Source organism: Chelativorans sp. AA-79 (genome assembly GCF_029457495.1).
Classification (GTDB): Bacteria; Pseudomonadota; Alphaproteobacteria; order Rhizobiales; family Rhizobiaceae; genus Chelativorans.
Genome location: NZ_CP120361.1, coordinates 1,307,770 through 1,322,665, shown reverse-complemented (window position 1 = coordinate 1,322,665; position 14,896 = coordinate 1,307,770). Strand labels below are relative to the sequence as shown.

The window sequence follows — 14,896 nt, the reverse complement described above, 5'->3', positions numbered from 1 at the left end:
GGCCGGCTACAACGCGTGCAGCCAGCGCATGCGCGCGGAAAGGTCCTCGGCACCGAAGGCGAGCGAGCCCATGACGACGGTCTCCGCGCCGGCGGCGCGAAGCTGCGGCACGGTGTGCTCGCGGATGCCGCCATCGGCGGCGAGAACGATGCGCCGGTCCTCCGCCGCGATGAGCCCGCCGGTCGCCTCCAACCGTGCGCAGGCCTGATGATCGAGCCCCTGACCCTTCACCCCGATCGCCGTGCCGAGCAAGGTGAGGAAATCGAGCCGCTTCAGCCAGGGCGCGGCCGCCTCGACCGGGGTTTCCACCCGCAGCACCATGCCCTTTGCGAGCCCGAGCGCCTCTAGCCGGTCGAGGGCCTCGGAGGCAACAGCGGCACTCTCCGCATGGATGCTGACGAGATCCGCGCCGGCTTCGGCGAACTGGTCGATCTGGGCGAGCAGGATCTCGTCGCGCACCATGAGGTGGATATGGATCGGCAGCGCCGTCAGCGCACGCATGCGGGCGACGAGATCGGGGAAGAAGAGCAGCGCCGGCGCGAAATGCCCGTCGGCGACGTCGACGTGAAGCATATCGGCGAAAGGCTCGATGCGCGCCGTTTCGTCCGCGAGACGCACGAGGTCGGCAGACCACATGGAGACTTCGGCGATCAGGCGGTCGGCAGGAAGGCGCGCGAGCCAGTCTGCGGGCGGTTGGGGCATGTCGGTGAGCCTCGATGAACGTGACGATATGGCGGTGGAACCCGGCCGCGCTGGAAAAGGAGCGGCAACGTCATGGCAGCTCCGCGAGCAGGCCGGAGAGGAAGGCGGCGACGGCGGGCGCTTCGGAGGCCGCAAGGCCGTGGGTGACGAGATCGCCGGAAAAGCCGGCCGCTTTCAGGCGGGCGAGATAGTGCTTGTAATCGAGCACGCCGCGCCCCGCCGTCACGAAGCGGCCGGCCGCGTCGCGGTCCTTTGCATGCGCCATGACGATGCGGCCGGCGAGCAGGCCGATCGCCTCGGAGACGATCTCCCGCTGCCGCGGCAGCAGCGCTTCCTCGAAAAGATTGGCCGGATCGAGCACGACGACGAGGCGCGGGCTTCCGATCTCGTCGATGAGCCGCCGGGCCTTCTCGGCGGAATCGACCACGTTGGCAAGCTCCGGCTCGACGCCGAGGCGAACATCGTGTCGCTCGGCGAGCAGCACCGCCTTTTCCATCTCGACGAGCAGGTCCCGCCAGGCTTCCGGCGTCCGGTTGTCGGGATGCGCGCGCCACTGGTCGGCCGGATCGCGCGTGCCGGTGCAGAGCGTGATCAGGTCGGTGCCGAGCGCTGAAGAGGCTTCGGCGAGGACGGCCAGCCGCCTGAGGCCGTCCGCGCGGACGGCTGGATCCGGATGGATCATGTTGTAGGTGCCCGAGACGGCGGCAATCGCGATGCCATTGGCGCGCGCGGCGCGGGCGACGGCCGCCGCCACCTCCGGCGCGACAGCCTCGGGCATCGAGGGCAGGCCCGAGCAGGCCATGTTGTACTGCACGGCCGCATAGCCGGCGCGGCGCGCGGCGGACATCACCGTGCCCGGATCATTCCCCGGAAAGGTCTTGGCGAAGATGCCGAGCCGCATCAGACCGGGCCCGTGACATCGGCCAGCCGCACCGGCCTGCCGCTTTCGGCCGAGCGGGCGATGGCGGCCATGGCGCGCACGGAGGCGATGCCGTCCTCGACATCGGCGCCGCGCATCGGCTTGCCGTGGAGGATCGTGTCCGCGAATCCCTCGAGCTGCCGGCGGTAGAAATGCCCGTCCGCGCCCAGAACGCGATGGGTCGCGCCGTCGCGTTCCTTAAAGATGTCGACTTCGCTCGTCTTGTAGTACCAGGGGTTGAAGGTCTTCGCGATGATGGAACCGTTCTCGCCGTAGACTTGGAAGCCCTCGTGCCAGTCCATGCGCACCGCGACGGTGAGATCCAGATGGCCGAGCACGCCGTTCGCGAACTCCACATTCACGAACCAGCAGCGCATGCCGGCCCGCCGCGAGAGCCGCGCCTCCACCGCCGCGATCTCCCCCACCAGATGGCGGGCAGTGTCGACCAGATGGCTGCCATGGGCGAGCATGTAATAGCGGTCGAGATCCGCCTTCGGATTCCCGGCGGGCTTGCGCGCCCGGGCGCTGGTGACTATGAGCGGCTGCACCGCATCCGTCATGGGATAGCGGTGCGTGCTGTCGCAGTACCAGCCCTTGAAGGCCGACATCTCTCCCATGCCGTCCTCGATGAACCCCTTTGCCGCCTCGATGCCCGCATCGAAGCGCTTCATGTGACCCACCTGCAGCACCCTGGCAGAGCGCGCCACGGCCTCGCGCAGGCTTTCGGCCTCCTCCACGCTCGCGGCGAGCGGCTTTTCCACGAGCACATGCTTGCCGGCTTCCAGCGCGCGCAGCGCCGCCGGCACGTGGAAGGCATCGGAGGTCGCGATGACGACGGCCTCCAGCGCCTGGTCGGCCAGCATGGCGTCATAATCGGAAAAGCTCTTCTCCGGCGCGTGGGTCGCCGCCATGCGCTCGCGCAGGTCGTCAGCCACGTCGCAGATCGCGTAGAGATCGGCGTTGCGCGCCTTGTTGCAGCTCTCGAAATGCGCCGCCTGGGCGATCGGCCCGCAGCCGAGCACACCCACTTTCAGGCGCCGGTCTTCCTTGGCAGGCATGGACTGAATCTCCCTTCCCCTACAGGCCCGAGGCCCGCCGGTACTTCGCCACGACGTCACCGACCATGAGCCGCATCGTCGCTTCCATGAGATCCGTGCCGGGCGCGAGCGTGCCCACCGGACGGCCAATGGCCTGCGCGACCAGTCCCGGCTCGGGCGGATGCGCGGCGAGATTGGCCCTCAGCCGGGCGAGCGCCTTCCGGATCGCCGGTCGCGGCCAGTAATAGCGGACGCGGTCGGAGAGGCCATAGAGCATCATCCGTGTTTCGCGCGGGCCGCGCGCCACATAGGACCGCCAATGTGTCGGCTCGGCCTCCATCTCCGCACGAACGGCTTCGATGAGCCGGGACGGCTCGGAGACATCCAGTTCCCTCTCGATGCCTGCAAGCGCGAAGACTGCCTGCCGATAGGCGAAAGTGAGCTCCGGCCCCACCTTGAGGATGGCGAAATGCGCGGCGGTGAGCGCGGACAGGGCTTCCTCGCTCTGGTAATCGGTCGAATGCGCCTCGAAGGCGATGCCGGGGAGAGTCGACGCCGATGCCGCAAGCGCCTCCGCCTCGGCGGGCTCGAAGGCGAAGACCTGCCCGTTGCCGAAATCGACCCCCGGCTGCACGACGAGGCCGACCACGCGCTCGAACGCACCGGCAAGGCCGCGCGCGGAAAAGGCCCGGCGGTGGAGTTCCACCGTGTGGCCTGCCGCCTCGGGCGCGGTCACCGCAAGACCGTCCAGCGCCTCGGTCTCGCCACCGGGGATGGGAACCTCCGTGCCGATGACATAAGAGAGCGGCTCGCCTTCCACCGCCGTTTCCGCGACCACGCAGAGTTCGGCCGCGCGGGCGGCCATCGTCTCTTCGTCGAGATCGGTGTCGTCGGCGCAGGCCATGGAAGCGTCGAGGTGGATCTTGGTGAAGCCCGCGCGCACATAGGCCTCCACCATGGCGCGGGCCTTCTCCATGGCGGTTTCGGCGGGTTCGTTCTTCCACGGATTGGGGCCGAGATGATCGCCGCCGAGAAGGACGCGGCCGGGATCGATGCCTTCACGGCAGGCGAGATCCTCGACGAACCCACGGAAATCAGCCGGCGTCATGCCCGTATAGCCGCCGACCTGATTGACCTGGTTGCAGGTCGCTTCGACCAGGATGGGCAGATCACCTTCACGGTAACACGCGAAGACGGCGCTCAGCGTCTCCGGATGGGCCGTGCACCAGGCCGGCAGGGCCACCCGCTCTCCAGCCCGGTTCGCCGCGACCACATCGGCTAGGATGCTCACGTGCTAGCCTCCAGCAGCGCCTGGATTTCGCCAAGGCTCGAATTGCCCTCCATGGGCCCGATTTTGCCGACGGCGAGCGCGCCTGCGGCGTTTGCATAGGCGAGCGCATCGCTGAGGCTCCGCCCGCCGGCAAAGTGTGTGACAAAGGTGGCGCAGAAGCAGTCGCCCGCTCCCGTCGGGTCGACCATCCGGACCCTGTGCGCGGGGATGGAGACCATCTCCCCGCCTCGCGCCACACCTATGCAGCCCTCCTCCCCGCGCTTCAGCACAACCGCATGCTTGCCGGCGGAAAGGAGCCGGTCCGCATAAGCGGCAAACGTCTCGCCGGGAAAGAGCACCTCCGCATCCGCGTCACTCGGCAGGACATAAGCCGCAAGCTCCATCAGCTCCCACAGCGCATCGAGATAGCCGCTTTCGCCGAGCAGTTCCTTGCGGATATTCGGGTCTAGCGAGATCGCAGCGCCGCGTTCCGCAAGCGCGCGGCAGACGGCAAGGGCCGTCGTCCGCATGGCGGGATCGGCAAGAGCCGAGCCGGAGATGTGGAAGACGTCGACGCCGAACGCTTCGAGCACGGCGACGCATTCCTCCGCCTCCGGCAGGCGGGCTGCCGCCGAATGGGCGATGTTGAAGACGAAATCGCGGCTGCCGTCGCTGTTGTAGGCGACGAAGGCCGACCCCGTGGGGATGCCTTCGGCGGTCCGGATGAGGCGATCGTCCACGCCTGCCGACGAGAGGCGCTCGCGGATAACGGCGCCGAAGGCGTCCGCGCCCACGGCGCCCGCGAATATGGCCTCTGCCCCGGCCCTGGCGGCCTGGTCTATGAAGATGCCCGGCGCGCCCGATGGGAACGGCCCCCGGTAATCCGCCGGGCGGAGATGCCGCGTGTCCTTCTGCGCGGCGACGAACTCGACCAGGAGTTCTCCGATCGCGCCCACGCGCACCGGGCGGCGACTATCCTTTCCGCTGTCAAAGGAAATTTCTTTTGGCACGTAAAATCACTTCTTTCATCGCGTTAAAATTGTTTTGACTTCACTGTCCTGCGATGGCATCGCCTTGGTAGCCGGACGGGCAGGAGCGCCTGCCTTTCCAAGGGGACGGGCAGAAATGCGCAAGCGCATCAGAACCATGGAGGAGTTCGCCGAAGCGATCGGCCTTTCGCGCCCGACCGTCTCCAAATATTTCCAGGATCCGGGTTCCGTCCGGGCGAAGGTGCGCGAGAAGATCGAGGCGGGCCTGAGCGAGACGGGCTTCCGCCCGAACCTCTTCGCCGTGAACCTGAACCGCCGTCGCGCCAAGATCATCGGCCTCGTCTTTCCGAGCTCGCTCGACCCCTTCTACATGGATCTGCGCCGCCGCATCGAGATGGAGGCCTCGCGCGCGGGCTATCTGAGCTTCGCCTTTTCCTCCGAGGGGCGCACGGAACTGGAGGCGGAGGCGATCGAGATGCTGACCTCGCTCAACGTCGCGGGCATCATCATGGCGCCGGTGGGCACCCGCGACCATCCGGGCAAGCTGAAGGCTCTGGCGCGCAATGTTCCGATCATCTTCATCGATGCGCCCTTCGATGGGGAGGAGCCCTTCGTGGGCACCAACAATGCCCAGTCCGTCGCCCTCATCACCGATTATCTGACGCGACTCGGCGACAGCCCCTGCTATTTCGACATGCCGGCGGTGAACGCGAACGCAGCCGCGCGCCGCAACGCCTATATCGCCACCATGGAGCGGCGCGGGCTCGAGCCCGTCATCGTTCCCACAGAGCCGTCGACCACCTGGGACTTCGAGCGCTTCGCCCATGAGCAGGCCGGCCGCGTGCTGCGCGAAGGCGGCTTTCCCACCCGCAGCGTTCTGTGCGGCAACGACCGGGTGGCCTTCGGCGTGTTGGCGGCGGTGCACCAGGCGGGGCTGAAGGTGGGGATTGAGCCCGGCTGCGACCTCAGGGTCGCCGGCCACGACAACCACTCCCTGAGCGAATATATCTGGCCGCCGCTCACCACCGTGTCGCAGAACACGGCGGAGATGGGGCGCATCGCCATCCGCCTTCTGCTTTCCAAGCTCGACCCGGCCAAGCCCGCCGACGCGCCGCGGACGGATGGCGACCAGGTTCTCGTCAACGCCGAACTCGTGTTGCGGGCCTCGGCGTAGGTCTGTCCGAACAGACAGGTGCATACCCCCTCTCTTGCGATTTCCAACACTTGGCCTCCGTTTCACTCCGGCCAAGATGCTGAAACTGCTTTCTCCCCCGCCAGGGGGGAGATATGAGCTTGCGCCGGCGATCCTGTCATTCGCCAAGGTCGACGATTGGCAGCGAGATAGATGCCGGGAAGAGAGGGGGCATGGAGCCATGGCGCATCACCCGCCACCGACCATGAGCTTCACCACCTCGTCATGGCTCGTCTCGGAGATGCGCCGTTCGCCCGCCATCACGCCGCGGCGGAGGACGACGATGCGGTCCGATACGGCGAAGATGTCCTGCAGATTGTGGGAGATGAAGATCACGCCGCGTCCCTGCGCCTTGAGCTGGTGGATGAGCGCGATCACCTTGCGCTGTTCCGGCACGCCGAGGGCGGCGGTCGGTTCGTCCATGATGAGGATCTGCGCGTCCCAGTAGACCGCGCGCCCGATCGCCACCGCCTGCCGCTGGCCGCCCGAGAAATTGGAGACGGGCGCATCCATGCGGTTCACGTGGAAATCGAGCAGGGCCATGGTGGAGCGTGCGGCCTCGGCCATCGCCCTGCGGTCGAGCACCGGCAACAGGCCGAAGAGTCGCGTCATGGGCTCGCGCCCCAGGAAGATGTTGGCGCCGATCGACAGGTTGTCCGCGAGCGCCAGGTCCTGGTAGATCGTCTCGATGCCCTTGTCGCGCGCCTCCTGAGGGGTGGCGAAGGTGACCGGCTGACCGTTGAGACGGATTTCGCCGGAGGTCGGCCGGAAGACGCCGGAGATCGTCTTGATGAGCGTCGTCTTGCCCGCGCCGTTGTCTCCGGCGAGCGCCACCACCTCGCCGCGATGCACCGACATGGAAAGGTCGTTCAAGGCCTGGATCGCGCCGAAATGCTTCGACAGGTTGCGCACCTCCAGGACGGGCGCGGCCTTCTCGAGGCTACTCATCGACCCGCCCTCCGCTGAAGCGCCGCTGCGCCTGGTCGATCAGCACCGAGATGATGATGACGACGCCGACGCTGATGAACTGCCAGAAGGGCTCCACATTGATGAACACGAGGCCGTACTGGATGACGGCGATGACGAGCGCGCCCGCCACCGTGCCGAAGATGGTGCCCGACCCGCCGAACAGGCTCGCCCCGCCGATCACCACCGCAGCGACGCTGTCGAGCAGAAGCGGCTCGCCCGCCTGGGCCGCGCCGGCATTGAAGCGGGCCGCGTAGAGCGCGCCCGCCAATCCTGCGCAGAGGCCGGAAAGCACATAGAGGCGCGTGAGATGCGACTTGATGTTGATGCCGGCGCGGCGCGCCGCCTGCACATTGGCGCCGATGGCGTAATTGTGCTGGCCGAACCGGGTCTGGCTCAGAAGGTAATGCATGACGAGCACGAAGACCGCGGTGACGATGACGATATAGGGAATGCCGTGGAAGCGGCCGTTGCCGAGCATGGAGAAGAAGGAATTGCCCTGCACCGGCACCACGGTGCCGCCGGCGAAGAGGAAGGCCACGCCGCGGGCCACGCCGAACATGCCGAGCGTGCCGATGAAAGGCGGGACCCGCAGCCTCGCCACGAGCAGCCCGTTGATGAGGCCGGGCACGCCGGCGATGGCGACACCGGCAAGCACGCCCGTGAGCACGGCGAAGGGCATGCCGAGCGAAGGCGTGGCCCAATTCACCACATGGGCGGTGACCACGGCCGCCAGCCCCATGATGAAGCCCAGCGAAAGGTCGATGCCGCCGGAGATGATGACGAAGGTCTGCCCGCTTGCCAGAAGCAGCGGCGCCACCGCGAAGATGGCGATCGACTGGAGGTTGTAGGGATTGAGAATGAACGTGCCGTCGAAATCGTAGCGCGCCCATGCCTCGAAGGCCAGGATCAGGGCTGCGAGGAACAGCCATGCCCTGAGGTCCGCGATGCGCTGCACCACGCTCGTCGCGCGCTCGGCGTGATCGGCCTGCGGCGCCACGGGATCGTGCGAAGCGGCGGCCTCATGACCGGTCTTCTGTAGTTCTTGCGTCGAGCTCATGCCCTTGTCCGGTTTTGCGCGGGGGATCCGCACGGGGACCAAGTCGAGTGGCAGAGCCCCCGGCGTCCGGCCGGGGGCCGCCTGTTCCAGCGATCAGTCGGAATAGACGTATTTGGCCACTTCCGGATCGGAGATGTTGGACTTGTCGATCACCGTGAAGCCGGTGCCGATCAGCGTCGGGATCGACTGGCCGGTGAGGTGGGCATAGGCCGAAACCACGCCGAAATAGCCGATCTCGGCGGGATGCTGCGCGATGGCGACGTCCACCAGGCCGGAATTGATGTTGTCGACGATGGAGGTGGGCGCGTCGAAGGCGACCACCTTGATGTTGCCGGTCTGCCCGGCCTGCTGCACGCCGTTGGCGGCACCCAGTGCCGAGAAGAGGTTGGCGCCGAACACGCCCTTGAGGTCCGAATTGCGGGCGAACATCGCCTGGAGCTGCGAGGCGGCGTTGTTGGCGTCGTTCTCGTTGAACTGGGTCTCCAGCACCTCGATGTTCGGGAAATTCTCCTCCATCTCCAGCTTGAAGCCTTCCTCGCGCTGGTCGGTGGTGGAGATGCCGGGCTTCACGTTCGAGACGTAGACCTTGCCCTCCCCGCCGATCGCCTCGCCCAGCGCGCGAGCCGCCATGCGGCCGCCGAGAATGTTGTCGGAGGCGATATAGGAGAGCGGGAAATCCGCCTCGCCGGAGCCCGTCTGGTACTGGCCGTTCCCGATGAAGGTGTCGACGGTGATGACCGGGATGCCCGCGTCATGCGCCTTGCGCAAGGGCTCGATGAGCTGCGTGGTGTCCGTCGGCGCGATCAGGATCGCGTCCGGCCCGCGCGCGATCACCGCATCGAGCACCGGTACCTGCAGCGTCGGGTTGAACTCGGGCGCGCCCTGGAACATCAGGTCGACGCCCAGCGCATCGGCAGCCGCCTGCGCGCCCTTGTGCATGGTGATGTAGAAGGCGTCCGTGGTGAGGCCCGGAATGAGCGCTATCGTGAACTTCTTGTCCTGCGCGCCCGCAGGAAGCGCCGAGAGACCGGCACCGAGCGCAACCGCCGCGACGGCGGCGGCTTTGAGAATGGAACGACGTTGCATGGAATTCTCCTCCCTCCATGACCCTGGTCCAAGCCTAAACTGCCCGGACCTCCCGCCCGGTCAGCTTCATCCATGATCGCTTTGGCGTGCGATGCACGTCAAGCAATTTTATTCAGAAAGATATTTCAGATCTTCGGCCCAGGTTCTGCAGGGCCTTCCGCACCTCCTCCTCCCCGGCGGCGGCATCGATCATGATCACCGCGCCCAGGATGAATTTAGTCGTCAGGGAAGGCAGGTCTGTCAACGACTTTATGCGCGAAAAGTCTATTTTTACGCGCAGAAAGTTTTGAAGGTGAGGTCCGGCAACGTCACAGCCGGTCGAGGATCGCTTCGGCGGCGCGCGTGTCGGTGACGAGCGCGCTGATAAGCCCGGCACGCGCGGCGCCCGTGATCGCAGCCGCCTTCTCCGCCCCCGCGGCGACACCGATCACCAGCCGCGCACGCCGCAACTGCTCTGGCGACACTGCGATCATGCGCCGCTCCCCGTCCCAGTCGATCAGCCGCCCATCGGCATCGAAATAATGGCGGACCACATCGCCCGCCGCATCGACGAGCGCCTGCTCGCCGGGCGTGGCAGCACTTGCCTCCGGCGAATTCATCGCATGCGGCAGGCCAACGCCCACCACCGCCACGTCGATCCGGTCCCAGAGGGCCACGCTGTCGCGGATGGCGGGGTCGGAGAGAAAGGCCTGCCGGGCCTCGTGTGCGGGCAGATAGGGCGCGTGGATGAAATGAGGGACACCGCCCAGTCTGTCGGCAGCGCTGCGCACGAACTCGTTCACCTGGAAATGCGCCTGATGCTGCTGCATGCCTCCCGTGGCCGGCACCACATGGACACCGGGGATGCGCGGCAAACCGACCTCGACCACGCTGCGGACCGCCCTGCCCCAGCCAATGGCGACGACCGAACCGGCACGAAGGCCTGAGTCAAGCAGCATTTGCGCGAGTGGATCGGTAAGCGCCGGCAGTGGGTCGTTGATCGGCGTCTCCACCACAGCCGTACGCGCGAGACCGAGCTTTTCGGCCAGCCGATCCGCAAGCGCACCGGGCGCGACGGGGTCGCGCACCTCGATGCGCACGATGCCTTCGGCGCGCGCCCGCTGCAGAAGACGCGAGATCGTCGCCGTGGAGACGTTGAGACGCCTGGCGATGTCCACCTGACTCATGTCGCTCTCGTAGTGGAGCTTCGCCACGGTGTAGAGCATCGCGCGCGTGGCTTCGGGACCGTTTTGGCCGGACAGCTTGAAAATCCTTTCAGCAATATGTTACAGACAAACCCATCAGGATTCATGACCCAACTCACCGGGCGATGCAATCGCCGGCTTATGCGAAAGGGCGGCCGGCGAGATCGCCGCCTTCAAGGAGGAGCATGCAATGAGCGCGATGACAACCGCCGAGCGCCGCGGTTATCAGCAGATCTGCGGCGCCGATGGGGCGATGATGGTCATCGCCTGCGACCAGCGCGGCGGCATGCGCAAGCTCCTCGCTGCCGACCCGCAGGCGCAGGCCGCGATCGGCAACGATGTCCTCGGCAGGACAAAGGCGGACATCACCCGTTTCCTGGCACTCCAGGCGGGCTGCGTGCTGGTCGACCCGGTCTGCGCGCTGCCCGGTCTGGTCGATGAAGGCATGCTCGATCGCGGCACAGGCCTGCTGATCGGGCTCGACGATTCGGGCTGGGACACTTCACCGGAGGGCTATCGGCTATCGAAGCTCGTGTCCGGCATCGGCGCGCGGCGCGTGCGCGCGCTGGGCGGCACGGGCGGCAAGATCATGATCTATCTGCGCTCCGACACGCCGGAGGCGAACACGGCCAATCTCCGCATCCTCGACAGCGTCATCGCCGACTTCGCGGCAGAGGACCTCCTTCTGGTCGTCGAGTTCCTCACCTATGCGCTTCCGGGCGAAACGCCGGAAGATTATGCCAGTCGTTTCCCGGATCTGATCCTGGGCGGTGTCAGGCTCTGCCTCGACGCGGGGGCGAAGGTGCTGAAGATCCCCTACCCCGGCTCGCCTGAAATCTGCCTGGAGGTGACGCGCCTTTGCCGGGATGTGCCATGGGCCGTCTTGTCGGCCGGGGTGGACCATGCAACCTTCCTCACCCAGGTGGAGGCGGCAATGGCCAACGGCGCTTCGGGCGTGATCGCCGGGCGCGCGCTGTGGAAAGACTGCATCTCGCTCGACCGCAGCGTGACGGAGAAGCGGCTGGTCACCGTCGCCGTGCCGCGCCTGAGGGAGATCCAGGCGATCATCGCCCGCCATCGTACGGCGGCCAGGGTCGCCTGAGCGGACGGGTATCCGGATGGGCGCGATCGGGATCGATATCGGCGGGACCAATATCAGGGCGGCGCTGGTGGATGTGGAAGGGCGCATCCTTGCGCACTGTTCCGCGCCCAGCAGTTCCGACCCCGCAACCGTGCTGGAGCGGACGGCAGAACTGGCCGAAGCGGTTGGAATGGCCGAGGCCGAAGCCGTCGGCATCGGCGTGCCCTGCCGTGTCGACGTCAAGGGGCGCAGGGTGTTCTCGGGCGGCTATATCGATTTTTCCGGGCACGATCCGTTCCAGGAACTGGAGGCGCGCCTGAACCGCCCCGTCACGATCGAGAACGACTGCAGCATGGCGCTTCTGGGCGAAGCCCATTGCGGCGCGGCGAAGGGCATGCGCGACGTGGTGATGCTCACCATCGGCACCGGCATCGGCGGCGCGGTCCTCGCAGGCGGCGAGCTGCTGCGCGGGCGCTTTGCGGCGGGCCAGCTCGGCCATCTTGTCGTGAAGCCCTCCGGCGCGCGATGCCTGTGCGGACGGCGCGGCTGCGTGGAAACGGTCAGTTCCGGCACGGCGCTCGGAAAGCTGATTGCCGGGGCGGGGCTTTCCGGCACGCGCGTCGGCGAGCTCCTCTCAAGGGCAAAGGGCGGCGAGACGGCCGCCGCCGCGCTGCTTGCGCGCTGGGCCACGCCGCTGTCGGCGGCGATCGGGTCGCTGCTCGCCACCCTGGACCCGGAACGGGTGGTGCTCGGCGGAGGCCTCGGCGCGGCGGCGGTCGAGGCGCTGGCGCTGCTGCCGGAAGAGACATCATGGTTCGGCGCGCCCGTCGTACCGGCCACTCTTGGCGACAATGCGGGCGTGATCGGCGCGGCGATGGCCGCGCTCCGCTCCAGGACCACGCGCGGCAAACGCGCCGTGCTCGTCAACGGCGTGCCGGCGAGTGGGAAGAGCCATGTGGCCAACCTGCTTTCGCGGGCCACCGGCTGGCCCGTTCTGCGGCTCGACAGCATCAAGAACCCGTTCCTTGCGGAGCTCGGCGGCGCGGACCGCGCCTTAAACCGCACGCTGGGCAGGGCGAGCTATGCGGCGATCTTCGAGACTCTTCGGGATGCCCCCGATGGCACGGTCGCGATCATCGACGCCTGGTTCGGCTTCCAGCCGGTGGACGTGCTCGAGTCCCATCTCAAGCACGCGGGCGTCACCACGTACACGGAAATCTGGTGCCATGCGCCCGCCCAGACCATCGCCGACCGTTACCGGGCGCGGCTCGGCGAGCGGCCGAAAGGTCATCCCGGTGCCGAATACGTGCCGGAACTCATCGCGCTTGCCGGAACGGCGGACGCCCTGCGGCTTTCCCCGGTTTTCGCGATCGATACGGCGCAAGCGGTCGACATCGAGCCGGTGCGGGACTGGCTCGATGCGCTCTGGAAAGGCCTGCCGCAGTAGAACGACCGCCTCCGGCGCGGCTCGCGGGAACGGCTCAGAAGTGCCGGCCCACCTCCGCGAAAAGCTCGAGATCGGCAAGCGAATCCTCGAGATCCGTTTTCGGGCGCACGCCCCCGGTCATGCAATCGTGGAAGGCGCCGAGTTCCACGCGGAAAGCATCCTCATAGAACGGGCCGACGATTTCCGTACCGGTCGCCGTGTCGGTCGAGCGCGTGATTTCCAGCCGCGTCGGCAAGTTGCGGACATAAGGCGTGTCGTAATTGATCCTGAAGTGCTGGTTCTGCGTGAGCACCTCGATGCCGGAATCGAAGCGCGCGACGTCGTGGATCACGGCCTCGTAGACGCAGGTGAAGTGGCCATAGTCGAAAAGGACGACGACCGACTCCCCGCCCGTCTGCCGTGCAGCCGTCACCCCTTTGGGTCGGCCAAGCAATTCGCGCATGGCCGAAAAGCTGTGCGAGGAGAGTCCGGTCAGCACCTGATACGCCCGCATGGCGTCGGCCGGCCGATCCCGCCCCATCACCTCGCGCAGCAGCGCCTGCGTGCGCATCCTGCCCTCCGCAACCACGGCGTCGGGAACATCCGTAGCGCGTAGGACGTGCCGCGTCTGATCCACGAAAAAGCGCGACTCGCGGATCAGGTCGCGGATGCGCACGTGGCGGATTTCCGTCATCGCCGGCATGCGCTCCTTGAGTGCCAGGAACGGCCGCGCGTAGCGGCGCATATAGCCGACGAAGACGGTCTTTGGATTGGACCGGTGGCGCTCGATCAGCGGCAGAAGCTCGCGCCGCGTGAGGCAGACCGGCTTTTCGATGAAGACATGCTTTCCAGCCTCGATCGCTTGGGCGAGAAGCTCCGAATGGAGATGGTCCGGCGCAAGGATGAAGACCGCATCGATGTCCTGCGCCGCAAAAATCTCTCCCGCGCGCGTGGTGCGGAGGCGAGCGCCGTAACGGTCTCCCATCGCCTCCACGAGCATGGGCGAGACGTCGCAGACGCCTGCGATCCTGAACTTCGGGTCGTCCGCCAGGAGAGGAAGATGCATGAGCTGGGCGACCTCGCCCAAGCCGATCAGGCCGACGGAAATGGGCATCGGCAGGGCTCCTAGAGAAGAGGTTTCAAGAACGCGGCGTTGCGCTTCGCGAGTGCTGCCGGGCTCTCGCCGGAGGCCTCGAAATAATCCTGCTCCACGACCACGGGCCCGGCAAAGCCGCGCTCCTTCAGCATCCGCATCACCGCCGCGATATCCACCACGCCGTCGGGCAGCGGGCACATGATGCCGGCCTCGAATGCCTCCCGCACGCCAAGCTGGCCGTCGAGCATGCGCTGGCGCACCGTCGCATCCACGTTTTTCAGATGCATGTAGCCGATGCGATCCCAGACCTTGTCCATGTAGGCGAGCGGGTCCTGGTTCCAGAAGGCATGGTGGCCCGTGTCGAAGCAGAGACCGATATCCGTGTCCTGCAGCAGCCGGTCGATTTGCGCCTCGAACTCCACCGCCGTCGCCACATGCGGGTGGAAAGCGAGCGAGACGCCGAATTTCTCCGCGAGCAGCTTTTGCGCATCGCGCAGCATGTCGGCCATCGCCCGCCACTGTGCATCGTCAAGCCGGCCCACCGCGTCTGGCGGATAGACGTTCCCCTCGTCCATCAGCACCAGTTGATCCGCCCCCAGCGCCCGGAGCAACCGGCCGGTCTCGTCCACGTCCGCAAGCAGCCGGGGACCGCTGCGGGGATCGGAAAAGACGTGCACATGCACTGCGCCGATAAGGCTCAGCCTTCGCCGGTCCAGCGCATCCTGCAAGGCGGAGGGATCCGTCGGCAGGAAGCCATAGGGGCCGAGCTCCGTGCCGCGGTAGCCGGCCGCCGCCACCTCGTCCAGATATCGCTCCGCGCTCACGCGCGGGGTGTCGGGATAGAACACGCCCCAGGAACAAGGGGCATTGGAGAGAACCATGTCGTGC

At 67.0% G+C, this 14,896-nt stretch carries 14 protein-coding genes; 3 read left to right on the top strand and 11 right to left on the bottom strand.

Annotated elements, in window-relative coordinates:
* Positions 1-6: 6 nt before the first annotated feature.
* From PVE73_RS06545 to PVE73_RS06525, 5 genes are all read right to left on the bottom strand, one after another.
* A complete protein-coding gene (locus PVE73_RS06545) occupies positions 7-702 on the bottom strand; it encodes a ribulose-phosphate 3-epimerase (protein ID WP_277366181.1) in 696 nt (231 codons plus the stop codon).
* Between the two features lie 70 nt (positions 703-772).
* The gene (locus PVE73_RS06540; protein WP_277366180.1) at positions 773-1,603 is read right to left on the bottom strand and encodes a sugar phosphate isomerase/epimerase; all 831 of its coding nucleotides are present in this window, start codon (positions 1,601-1,603) and stop codon (positions 773-775) included.
* Entirely contained in the window at positions 1,603-2,679 is a 1,077-nt protein-coding gene (locus tag PVE73_RS06535) for a Gfo/Idh/MocA family oxidoreductase (protein ID WP_277366179.1), read from the bottom strand. The genes PVE73_RS06540 and PVE73_RS06535 overlap by 1 nt, the downstream gene beginning before the upstream one ends.
* A gap of 19 nt (positions 2,680-2,698) precedes the next feature.
* Positions 2,699-3,949 (bottom strand): class II D-tagatose-bisphosphate aldolase, non-catalytic subunit, encoded by a 1,251-nt coding sequence (locus PVE73_RS06530; RefSeq protein WP_277366178.1) that lies wholly within the window; start codon positions 3,947-3,949, stop codon positions 2,699-2,701.
* Complete coding sequence (locus PVE73_RS06525) at positions 3,946-4,938, bottom strand: sugar kinase (protein WP_277366177.1); 993 nt, start codon at positions 4,936-4,938, stop codon at positions 3,946-3,948. Before PVE73_RS06525 ends, PVE73_RS06530 begins: the two co-directional genes overlap by 4 nt.
* Before the next feature lie 115 nt (positions 4,939-5,053).
* On the opposite strand from PVE73_RS06525, the gene PVE73_RS06520 reads away from it, so the two are divergent.
* Complete coding sequence (locus tag PVE73_RS06520; RefSeq protein ID WP_277366176.1) at positions 5,054-6,091, top strand: LacI family DNA-binding transcriptional regulator; 1,038 nt, start codon at positions 5,054-5,056, stop codon at positions 6,089-6,091.
* A 207-nt stretch (positions 6,092-6,298) separates the two neighbouring features.
* On the opposite strand, the gene PVE73_RS06515 is transcribed toward PVE73_RS06520, so the two are convergent.
* The 4 genes from PVE73_RS06515 to PVE73_RS06500 all read right to left on the bottom strand — a co-directional run bounded on the left by PVE73_RS06515 (position 6,299) and on the right by PVE73_RS06500 (position 10,426).
* Positions 6,299-7,057: an ATP-binding cassette domain-containing protein gene (locus PVE73_RS06515; RefSeq protein ID WP_277366175.1), complete on the bottom strand. Its 759-nt coding sequence runs from the start codon at positions 7,055-7,057 to the stop codon at positions 6,299-6,301.
* Positions 7,050-8,135, bottom strand: coding sequence for a ribose ABC transporter (locus tag PVE73_RS06510; RefSeq protein WP_277366174.1), 1,086 nt, complete (start codon positions 8,133-8,135; stop codon positions 7,050-7,052). Before PVE73_RS06510 ends, PVE73_RS06515 begins: the two co-directional genes overlap by 8 nt.
* Before the next feature lie 93 nt (positions 8,136-8,228).
* Positions 8,229-9,221 (bottom strand): ABC transporter substrate-binding protein, encoded by a 993-nt coding sequence (locus PVE73_RS06505; RefSeq protein ID WP_277366173.1) that lies wholly within the window; start codon positions 9,219-9,221, stop codon positions 8,229-8,231.
* A 308-nt stretch (positions 9,222-9,529) separates the two neighbouring features.
* Entirely contained in the window at positions 9,530-10,426 is an 897-nt protein-coding gene (locus PVE73_RS06500) for a sugar-binding domain-containing protein (protein WP_277366172.1), read from the bottom strand.
* Positions 10,427-10,595: 169 nt separating this feature from the next.
* Here PVE73_RS06500 and PVE73_RS06495 point away from each other — a divergent pair, with 169 nt between their 5' ends.
* Positions 10,596-11,507: a tagatose-bisphosphate aldolase gene (locus PVE73_RS06495; RefSeq protein WP_277366171.1), complete on the top strand. Its 912-nt coding sequence runs from the start codon at positions 10,596-10,598 to the stop codon at positions 11,505-11,507.
* Between the two features lie 16 nt (positions 11,508-11,523).
* The gene (locus PVE73_RS06490) at positions 11,524-12,933 is read left to right on the top strand and encodes an ROK family protein (RefSeq protein WP_277366170.1); all 1,410 of its coding nucleotides are present in this window, start codon (positions 11,524-11,526) and stop codon (positions 12,931-12,933) included.
* A gap of 34 nt (positions 12,934-12,967) precedes the next feature.
* On the opposite strand, the gene PVE73_RS06485 is transcribed toward PVE73_RS06490, so the two are convergent.
* Both PVE73_RS06485 and PVE73_RS06480 read right to left on the bottom strand, forming a co-directional pair.
* Positions 12,968-14,026 (bottom strand): Gfo/Idh/MocA family oxidoreductase, encoded by a 1,059-nt coding sequence (locus tag PVE73_RS06485; protein WP_277366169.1) that lies wholly within the window; start codon positions 14,024-14,026, stop codon positions 12,968-12,970.
* An 11-nt stretch (positions 14,027-14,037) separates the two neighbouring features.
* Positions 14,038-14,889, bottom strand: coding sequence for a sugar phosphate isomerase/epimerase (locus PVE73_RS06480; RefSeq protein ID WP_277366168.1), 852 nt, complete (start codon positions 14,887-14,889; stop codon positions 14,038-14,040).
* Positions 14,890-14,896 lie beyond the last annotated feature (7 nt).